The following is a 9,861-nucleotide window of genomic DNA, read 5'->3' as shown; positions in this document are numbered from 1 at the left end:
ATATTGTAAGGACGAAACGGATAATTTCGCGGTACCACCTTGCTTGGCCAAACTATGTTGACCCAACTTTCAGCTCCAATAACGCTAGAGTCGCGTGCTGCTTTCGCAACAATCAACTTTGGTAGGTTCATAAATTCCAGAGGGCGTGTTGATCTTTCAGACGGTGAATCAACTCTCTGCTGCCGGTAAAATTTATTACTATTCCAAATGCTTATCACCATATTAAAGACTTCTCATCAAAATTGCAAGCCCCAATTTCAAATTTTTTTCTAATCTTCTGAATAAAAGGCTGCAAGAACTCTTTTAACGCTTGAACAATAAGGCTAAAAAGTTTCTTTTATGAAAGGTTGAATTTCTAATCTTCTGGAACGTAGCGTTCTTCCAGACGGCTCATCCACCAGCCCAAAGCTGCCCCTAAAATACATAAAACCGCACAACCAAGGAAACCAAGGAAGCCGATGCCGCTATAATCTGTCGGTACGATCATGACCGTCGAAGCAAAAACAATTCCCAAAATAAAATGATACATCGGTGCGTAAAAATGGCTAAATACCCAGTCCATTACTTTTGATAAACTCAAAACGGTGACTAATCCGCCGATTCCAATCGGAATAATTACACCCATATCCACTGTTTTGAAACCATCCGCCATCGCCTTATACATTCCCATATAAACTAAAAAGTTTGATGGACTGAGTCCTGGAACGATCAATCCTAAACCGATCAAAGCCCCGGCAATCATCCAAGTGAAGAAGTTTTGATCAACTGTACCAAATAGGCTTGAGCCCTTCCATAAGAACAAGAAACCTACAACAAAGCTGATAGCGATAATAACATAATCCTTCGTTTCTCGCCCTTGCTTTCCAGCTTCTTTCCAAAGTGCTGGAACTGTCCCGATGATACAGCCGACGAAGAACCAAAGCATGATCGTTTCAAACTCTCCAAGCAGGAAACTAACTGCAAACGATAGCACGAATACTCCCGCTAAACCGCCTAATCCTACTGGGATGAAAAATAACACATTTTCTTTAAAGTTTTTAGTAATGTGGGCTAGAAATGAAATAATCCGTTCATAAATACCAAAGACCGCCGCCAGAGCCCCGCCGCTGACACCCGGTAAAATAAATCCAGAGCCGATAAACATTCCTTTGATGAAGCGTAAAAACCAGTCGCTTTTATTCGGCTGTGTTGCTTTTTCGTTTTCCATAAAAAAATAAGTCCTCCTAATTCATTTGCATCTTAGCCAGTGTAACGATAAAAAGAAAGCGGCGCAAGACCAACTAAGGAGCTTACGCCGAAAACTTAAAGAAAGTTTTGAGATTATGGGTAATAATTATTTGATCACCATTATAGAAATTGATTGCTCTTTTTCACTTTACATTCTTTGATAAAAGCGGATAATTTCAAGTAGGCGTTTTCAAAACAAAATCAAATTTTTAGGAGGATATGTATGTACTTAGCAAATGAACAGCGTTACGAAAAAATGCTTTACAATCGAGTTGGTAAATCTGGCCTGAAGCTTCCTGCAATTTCATTAGGTTTATGGCACAATTTTGGCGATGTTGACAACTTTGGAACACAGCGCGAGATTGTCCAAGCAGCATTTGATAACGGCATTACACATTTTGATTTGGCGAATAATTATGGCCCTGCAGCAGGTTCTGCTGAGATTAATTTCGGCCGAATTTTAAAAGAAGACCTGCTGCCTTATCGTGATGAATTAATTATTTCTTCAAAAGCGGGCTACTATATGTGGCCTGGGCCTTATGGCGAATGGGGTTCTCGCAAATATATTATTGCCAGCTGTGAACAAAGCTTGAAACGTATGGGCTTAGACTATGTTGATATTTTTTATTCACATCGTCCAGATCCTGATACACCGTTAGAGGAAACGGCGTTGGCGTTGGACCAATTGGTTCGCCAAGGAAAGGCTTTGTATGTTGGTGTGTCAAATTACTCAGCCGAACAAACTGCCGAAATAGCTAAAATCTTTCGTGAGTTGAGAACCCCCTTCATTATTCATCAACCGCGCTATAACATGTTTGATCGCTGGATCGAAGACGACCTAACCGATGTTTTAGCAGACGAAGGTCTTGGTGCGATTACTTTTAGTCCGTTGGCCCAAGGAATGCTTACGAACCGTTACTTAAATGGTATTCCAAATGATTCACGAGCGCACAGCGGCAGCCCATTTTTGACAGAAGAAAATGTTCAAGCGACCTTAGATGTCGTAAATCAATTGAACACACTTGCAGAAAAACGCGGACAAACGTTAGCGGAAATGGCTCTAGCCTGGAATTTGCGGCAGCCAACTGTTGCTAGTGTCCTGATCGGAGCTTCCCGAGTAAGTCAACTGGAGGACAATTTGAAAGCCTTAAATAATTTAACCTTTAGTCCAGATGAGCTTGGTCAGATTGACAACATTCTTTCAAAATTAGCTAAAAACTAAAAAAATCGAAGCTCAAAAAATGAGCTTCGATTTTTACTATAATTTACTATAAACCGAATCAAGATATTCCAATCGTTCTTCCTCGGTTAAATTTTTCACGGAGCCTAAATGATGCCAAGAAATATTACGCATGCCGATATCTTCTAAAGTCGTCGTCAGCTGATGCTTGTAGCTTCGTGTACAGCGCTGCTCCAAACCCGCAGTTGGTTGATCGGAGGTGGTGAAAACTACCACTGAATCAATCGATAATAAGGGCTGGATGCCATTGCCGCCATCAAAAAAAGCGAATTCATTCAGCAGCACTTTATCAAGAAAGCCCTTTAAACTTGCCGGTGAGCTATACCACCAAATCGGAAAAATCAATACCAACTGTGTCGTTTCCCGCAGCAGGTTCATGTAGTGAAGCACTAAAGGATCTAAAACCGAACCACTTTTGTATACAGCCAATTCTTCTTCCTTCATGACCGGATTAAAGCCGTCCTTATTCAGATCGATCACCTGATAGATTTTTTGATCTTGCTCCAAACCTGCGACTAATTTGTTCAGCACACCATGATTAAAACTTTCCTTCCACGGATGATCAATAATCAATGTTGTTGTCATTTTCGTCTCCTCTTTACCCTTTTTATCAAAAATAGCACAAATTCATTACATTTTGGTTTCAGTAAGATTTCAAACAAGCTAAGAACATGATAAAGTTAAGTTATAAATCAAAATTACTACTAAGTATGCTTTTAATAGTTTGAAACAAAATGGAGCAACCGCATGAAATATATTCCCAACATTTTAACAATTTTTCGTATTTTGGCTTCGTTATTAATAGTAATGGTCTCCGATAAATATTTCTTTCCGCTTTATTTTTTTGCCGGAGTAACAGATATTCTCGATGGCTGGATCGCCCGTAAGATGAATTGGACGAGCCGCTTTGGAACTCTGCTGGACAGTTTGGCCGATCTGCTTTTCTTTATCGTTGTCGTCTTGAAAATAATCCTTACCATCAAACTGCCCACTTTTTTATTGTGGGGTGCTTTGGTGATCGTGCTCATTCGCTGCATCACGTATTTGATCGGCTACTTTCGTTTCCATCAGTTCGCAAGCTTACATACCTACTTGAATAAACTAACTGGACTGCTGCTTTTTTTATTCCCCATCGTCTTATTAATTATTCCTATCACTCCTTTTGGCATCATTCTTTTGGTCTGTGGAAGTTTGTCCGCTATCGAAGAGCTTTTGATCGTAACAACGACAAAAAGACTGGATAAAAATGTGCCGACTATTCTAAATAAAAAATAAACTGTCTCATTGCATGATGTTTTTATACTCGGTACACTAGTAATAGGAATTGCGCGCGTAATGACTAGCTTATTAAGATGTTAGGAGGTGGCCCTCATGGCAAATGAGGATCAAAAGGATTTCAATGCAATGCTGAAGGAAGACAAGGACATGCCGAAGATGCAGATCGTTACGGATGAGGCAACGATCAAACGCTACGGCGGAACAAAAATGTACTTTGCGCCCCCGCGGGATTATGATGCACTGATGAAAAAAATTCCTTATGGAAAAATCATCACGACTGGTGCAATCAGGGAATATCTAGCAAAACAAAATGACGGTGATTTCACCGAACCAATCACTGCCGGCATCTTTATCTCGATCGCCGCTTGGGCAAGCGAGCAGCGTGATACAGACTTGACGCCTTACTGGCGAACGCTAAAAAATAAAGGTGAGATCAATCCAAAATATCCCGGCGGAGTGGAAGCCCAGATAGAAAAGCTTGAGGCTGAAGGTCACACGATCATTCGCCGCGGAAGAAAAAATTTCCGTTATTATGTTGAAAATTACGAAGAAGTTATGTATGAGTTATAGCCGTTTTCTTTATGAAGACGGTTTTTTTATTGTATTTTTTTGCTTATTTTTTTTGATGCCTTTCTCGTGATCCAAGTCATCAAAGGGTTTCTACTGATTAGCCTTACAGTGCATATTTTTATTATATATTTTCCCCCAATGATTCGATAAAATTATTGTTAGGATAGGACTTTTGCGAGGTTCACTTTTTTATTTTCATGTCTCAGCTACCTCGCAGATGACATTCAAAATTCATTATTTCGAACAGGAGGAAGACGATGGAGATTAGTGAATATACTCTGCCTGAGTATCTGCTTCAGCGAACCACCCTTTTTGATAAAACTAGTCCCCTCATCGTGACCGCTCTTTCCAACGAAAAGGACAAATACGTTGATGGTTACTTGAATTACCTTTATACCCTCAAACAGGGCAATCGAACACATATCATCAAACATTCAAAAAAGACGATCTCCAGCGGCATTTCGCTGGCTCCGATCGATCCTAAACGGAATTATTTAGAATACATGACTTATCAGCTGCGAGCAGGCTTGGCGCCGCAGATGGTTCCGGATACCTACTTTGCAGATCCCGCGGCACACCTTTTTATTATGGAGGATCTCTCCTATCTAACCGTCCTGCGCTTTTCTCTTTGTCGAGGAGAACAGTTTCCGCGATTAGGCAAACAGGTCGGGGAATATTTAGCCCGAACACACTTAGCAACATCAAAGATGAAACTTTCGACTGAGTATTGGCAAGCCCTAAAGCAATACTTTCAAAATTCAGATATGCGTGCGATTATCACTGATTTTATTTTGAAGCCGCCTGTTGGCGATAAGACACAAAAAACTGACTATCAAATAGCAATACTCGATATTCTGGATGTGATTTTACAGGATGAGCCGCTTCAAAATGATTGGAATAGATTGATTGCCTGTATTTCCAGCAAGGATGAATGCTTGATCCATGGGGATTTCCATTCTTCCAATGTTTTTGTTTCCCAAACATCCTTTAAAGTAATCGATATGGAATATACCATGACCGGCCCTTTTTCCTACGACATCGGCTATTTCTTGGCAAATATTCTTTCGCAATATGCAGCCTTTAGCATTAGAGGCAATGATGCGATGTGTACCTTTTTGCTGCAGGTGATTCGTGATATTTACCAGACGTATTTCAAATACTTTTCTGACCATACGGCAGGCGACCAACAAAATCGATTTTTAGAAATCCTGCAGGACTCGCTGGGCTACCTAGCGATGGCCAATATCAATCGGATCGCTAATCTGGGAGAATTTCCAGATTTTGACAGCTTGACAGATCCTCAAGCAATTTTTTTAGCCAAAGGACTTTCCATGATGCTGGCACAAACATTACTAAAAAAACGACATCACTTAACTAGTACTGACGACGTTTGCGAATTGATCCAAGCAACCAGAAATAGTTTTTTACAAAATTTAACCCGATAAATGAAAACGCTCTTATTTTAGCTTAAAGAAATGAGGAACGAATATGCTATTGGAACAAATCACTTCAGCCGGTATCGTAGGCTGCGGCGGCGCGGGCTTCCCTACGGCTGCAAAATACAATACAAAAGCAGAATATTTTATTATCAATGCGGCAGAATGCGAACCGCTTTTAAAAACCGATCACTATGTTATGAACCACTATGCGGATGAGTGCATTCAAGCCATTGCAGCCGTTGGCAAATTATTGGAAGCAGAACATATCGTGATCGCTACAAAAGGGCATTACACAAAGGAGATCAATGCTTTAGAAACTGCCATTCAAGCACAAAATGCGCCGATTTCTATTTTCAAAATGAATAATTTTTATCCGGCAGGCGATGAACAGATCATGGTGTTTGAGGTCACTGGGCGAACAGTGCCGCCTGGCGGTATTCCGATAGAGGTCGGTTGCGTCATTTCCAATATTTCTACCATGCTGAATATTTATCAAGCCCAGCATGGAAAAAACGTCACCCATAAATTATTGACCATCACTGGCGCAGTTAAAGAACCCAAAATCTTAGAAGTTCCGATCGGTACCTCCTTTGATGATTGTCTGGCCTTGGCTGGCGGTGCGACGATCGATGACTTCATGTTTATCAACGGCGGTCCGATGATGGGAAAAACAGGAACGCAAGAAGATTTTTCGCAGCAAGTCGTTACTAAAACAACTTCCGGCATCATTATTATGGAGAAACGGGACTTTATCTACGAACTGCTTGAAAAAGAAATCCCTCAGATGATTAATAAAGCCCGTTCCTCCTGTATTCAATGTCGCTTGTGCGCCGAGCTTTGCCCTCGTTATCAAATAGGACATCCGATTCATCCACATCGCGTGATGCGCCATTTAACGATTACGGAAGTTCCAGAGGATATCGATGATGATCCGATTTGGAAAGAAGCCCTTCTTTGCTGCGAATGCGGGATATGTGAGGCAATCGCTTGTCCAATGAATCTGCTGCCGCGGCAAGTCAATAAATATGTAAAGCAACGCTTAGCCGAAAAAGGGATTCGTTATCAGAAAAATGATCAGCCGCTCACTCCTTCTTTGATGCGGGAATACCAGCAAGTTCCGCCAGTCAAAATTTTACTAAAGGATGGATTAAAGCAATACGCCGATTTGAAAGTCGAAGATCTGCAAAAATATGAAACATCTCGTGTGAGTATCCCGTTAAAAATGCACATTGGGGCACCGTGTGAACCGATCATCCAGATTGGCGATCAGGTCAAAGCAGGCGATTTGATTGGAAGAAAGCCGGAAAAAGCATTAGGAGCAGATATTCATGCCAGTATTGACGGTACCGTAACTGCGGTCGCCGCCAGCATTACTATTGAAAGAAGGGACAACTAATGAAAATAATGGATACGATCGGATTTTTAGAGTTAAACAGTATCGCCAAAGGGATTGAGGTTGTTGACTATATGCTGAAAGCAGCCGACGCAAAATTAATCATGGCGCGAGCAAGTTGTCCTGGAAAATACTACATCATGATCTGCGGACAAGTCGCAGCAATCGAACGATCGATGGAAGTCGGTGTTGAGCTTGGCGGCCGTTACGTGGTTGGAGAGCTGGTGATTCCACGGATCAATCCTTCTGTGATCCAAGCTATCAACATTGGTAGAGTTCCAGAAAATATCCGGGCAGTCGGTGTACTAGAATATTATTCAGCCACCGGATCAATTATTGCCGCCGACTTTGCCGTCAAAGCAGCGGATGTTGAGCTTCTAGCGATTCAGCTTGGAACAGGTATCGCTGGCAAGTCCTTCGTAGTATTGACTGGTGATGTTGCCGCCGTGAAAGCCGCGGTTGAGGCTGGTGCAGCTGGCGCCCACGATCAAGCGATGCTTATCAATAAAATAGTCTTGTCTAACCCGCGGCAAGAATTGATCGATAGCCTTATACAATAAATAAACGCCATGGATTTTTATCAAGTCCATGGCGCTTTTTTGCAATATTTTCCTGCAAAAAGAGCTGGAAGCATCCGCCTCCAGCTCTTTTTCTTAAATCAAAGCATACGTATCTCTAACGATCATTAATTCTTCGTTCGTTTCAACGACTAGCACATCTACAGAAGATGCCGCTGAACTGATCCGTCTGCTGTTTTGCTGATTTTGGTTTTGATCGATCTGAACGCCAAAGAACGTTAAGTCCTCACAAATCATCTGGCGAATAACAGAAGAATTTTCTCCAATTCCCGCAGTGAAGATCAATACATCAAGCCCATCCAACTCCGCAGCATAAGCCCCGATCGTCTGTTTGACACGACTTGTAAACATGTCTAATGCCAGTTTAGCCCGTTCATTGCCCTTTTCAGCCTCACTTATGATATCTCGCGTATCGCTGCTGAAGCCCGTCACGCCTTTAAAACCAGACTCCCCATTCATCAATTTATCCATGTCATTGGCTGAAAGATATTTTTCATTTTGCAAAAATGGAATAATCGAAGGATCAATGTCACCACAGCGTGTCCCCATCATAAGTCCCGCCAACGGAGTGAAGCCCATTGAGGTGATCACAGATTTGCCCTCTTTGATCCCACAAATACTCGCACCATTGCCCAAATGACAAGAAATAATTTTTAACGAATCAAGTGGTTTCTCAAGATAATCGGCTGCTTCTGAAGCGACAAATTGGTGGCTGGTCCCGTGGAACCCGTAGCGCCGCACACTATCCTCTTCATAATAGTGATAAGGCAATGGGTAGATGAAATTTTTGGCCTCCATTGTTTGATGAAATGAGGTATCGAAAACGGCAACTTGAGGACAAGCTGGCAGCTCTTTTTGCAGCGCTTCGATCCCAGCGGCATTCACAGGATTATGCAAAGGTGCTAGCTTGCCTAAATCTTTGATTTTTTTCAGAGCTTCTTGATCGACCAGGCTGGCTGTCTTGAAATCCTCACCGCCATGGGCTACGCGATGTCCGACGCCAGAAAGTTCGGCCAAACTAGTTAAGACATCTCTTTCTAACAAAAAGTGCAGCAGAAAATTAATTGCTTCTTCATGCGTTTTTCCCTTAACCGATGTTTTAACTTTTGCATCCTTCATCGAATAAGAAAAAATCATTTCATCCTCTAATCCGATTCGCTCAAATAATCCTTTTACTAACAATTCTTCCTCTGGCATTTCGAATAACTGAAATTTCAACGAAGAACTACCGGCATTGATGGACATGATTTTGTTTGCCATATTCTTCCCCCTTACTAATAACTGCTTCGTCGTCTGATGAACAGATAACGAAGCAGCAGCAAAATTTTATCCTAAACCTTTTACTAATAACGTCGCAATGCAGGCACCAATGATTGGTCCAACAATCGGAATCCAAGCGTATCCCCAATTAGCATCGCCTTTATTTGGAATCGGCATCAAAGCGTACATCAACCGTGGACCAAAATCACGACAAGGGTTGATCGCATATCCGGTGGTCGATCCTAGTGACAGACCGATACCAATTAGAACGAATACGAGCATCAATGGCTGCAAGCCAGGAGGAATATCAGCTGGCATTAATTGAATCGCTAATACGAAGAAACAAGTAGCAATGATTTCACTAACTAAGTTTAATGCGGTGCTTGGAATTGCTGGTCCAGTAGCAAAAATTCCAACGCTGTTTCCTTCTTCCACAGTCGTTTGTTGAAAATGCGGCCAAAAGTGAATCGCAGCAATCAACGCTCCGACAAATGCACCAGCCACTTGAGCCAAAATAAACGGAGCAACCTGCCCCCACTCAAATGATCCGGCTACTGCAAAACCGATTGTTACCGCAGGATTCAAGTGACCCGGCGAACCAAAATGTCCGCTGGCTAAAACACCCAGCATAACCGCAACACCCCAGCCCATAGCAATATACAACCAGTTAGCGCCTACATTTTTCGCCAAGGTACCTTTCAAATTGACGGAACAACCAACACCTGAACCAAAAAGGATCAGGACAACCGTACCAAAAAATTCACCAAATACAGGACTATTCATCATGAGACCTCCTTATTCTTATTAATGTATTTATTTTTCTGGTAGAAAAATAAGTCTGTTTTTCATGCCGTATATCATTCCTCTATACATCTG

At 41.8% G+C, this 9,861-nt stretch carries 10 protein-coding genes; 6 read left to right on the top strand and 4 right to left on the bottom strand.

Annotated elements, in window-relative coordinates; translation table 11 throughout:
• Nucleotides 1-355: 355 nt before the first annotated feature.
• On the bottom strand, nt 356-1,207 hold the full coding sequence (locus A5875_RS01720) for a DUF368 domain-containing protein (protein ID WP_088932015.1): 852 nt from the start codon (nt 1,205-1,207) through the stop codon (nt 356-358).
• Nucleotides 1,208-1,450: 243 nt separating this feature from the next.
• On the opposite strand from A5875_RS01720, the gene mgrA reads away from it, so the two are divergent.
• Entirely contained in the window at nt 1,451-2,449 is a 999-nt protein-coding gene (mgrA, locus tag A5875_RS01715; protein WP_088932014.1) for an L-glyceraldehyde 3-phosphate reductase, read from the top strand.
• Nucleotides 2,450-2,485: 36 nt separating this feature from the next.
• Here mgrA and A5875_RS01710 read toward each other — a convergent pair whose 3' ends face one another.
• A complete protein-coding gene (locus A5875_RS01710) occupies nt 2,486-3,052 on the bottom strand; it encodes an NAD(P)H-dependent oxidoreductase (protein WP_088932013.1) in 567 nt (188 codons plus the stop codon).
• A gap of 162 nt (nt 3,053-3,214) precedes the next feature.
• Between A5875_RS01710 and A5875_RS01705 the strand changes: the two genes are divergently transcribed.
• The 5 genes from A5875_RS01705 to A5875_RS01685 all read left to right on the top strand — a co-directional run bounded on the left by A5875_RS01705 (nt 3,215) and on the right by A5875_RS01685 (nt 7,707).
• Nucleotides 3,215-3,742, top strand: a complete 528-nt coding sequence (locus A5875_RS01705; RefSeq protein ID WP_088932012.1) for a CDP-alcohol phosphatidyltransferase family protein — start codon at nt 3,215-3,217, stop codon at nt 3,740-3,742.
• Between the two features lie 96 nt (nt 3,743-3,838).
• On the top strand, nt 3,839-4,315 hold the full coding sequence (locus A5875_RS01700; RefSeq protein ID WP_088932011.1) for an MGMT family protein: 477 nt from the start codon (nt 3,839-3,841) through the stop codon (nt 4,313-4,315).
• 257 nt (nt 4,316-4,572) lie between these two features.
• A complete protein-coding gene (locus tag A5875_RS01695; RefSeq protein ID WP_242551121.1) occupies nt 4,573-5,760 on the top strand; it encodes a phosphotransferase in 1,188 nt (395 codons plus the stop codon).
• A gap of 43 nt (nt 5,761-5,803) precedes the next feature.
• Nucleotides 5,804-7,150, top strand: a complete 1,347-nt coding sequence (locus tag A5875_RS01690; protein ID WP_088932010.1) for a 4Fe-4S dicluster domain-containing protein — start codon at nt 5,804-5,806, stop codon at nt 7,148-7,150.
• Complete coding sequence (locus A5875_RS01685; protein ID WP_088932009.1) at nt 7,150-7,707, top strand: BMC domain-containing protein; 558 nt, start codon at nt 7,150-7,152, stop codon at nt 7,705-7,707. Before A5875_RS01690 ends, A5875_RS01685 begins: the two co-directional genes overlap by 1 nt.
• Before the next feature lie 93 nt (nt 7,708-7,800).
• On the opposite strand, the gene A5875_RS01680 is transcribed toward A5875_RS01685, so the two are convergent.
• Nucleotides 7,801-8,985 carry an acetate/propionate family kinase gene (locus A5875_RS01680; RefSeq protein ID WP_088932008.1) on the bottom strand — a complete coding sequence of 395 codons (1,185 nt, stop codon included), beginning with the start codon at nt 8,983-8,985 and terminating at the stop codon, nt 7,801-7,803.
• Between the two features lie 66 nt (nt 8,986-9,051).
• Complete coding sequence (locus tag A5875_RS01675) at nt 9,052-9,768, bottom strand: MIP/aquaporin family protein (RefSeq protein WP_088932007.1); 717 nt, start codon at nt 9,766-9,768, stop codon at nt 9,052-9,054.
• Between the last annotated feature and the right edge of the window lie 93 nt (nt 9,769-9,861).

It is taken from the genome of Enterococcus sp. 3H8_DIV0648, assembly GCF_002140655.1.
GTDB classification, from domain to species: domain Bacteria; phylum Bacillota; class Bacilli; order Lactobacillales; family Enterococcaceae; genus Enterococcus_A; species Enterococcus_A hulanensis.
This window is presented reverse-complemented; position numbering and strand designations above follow the sequence as displayed.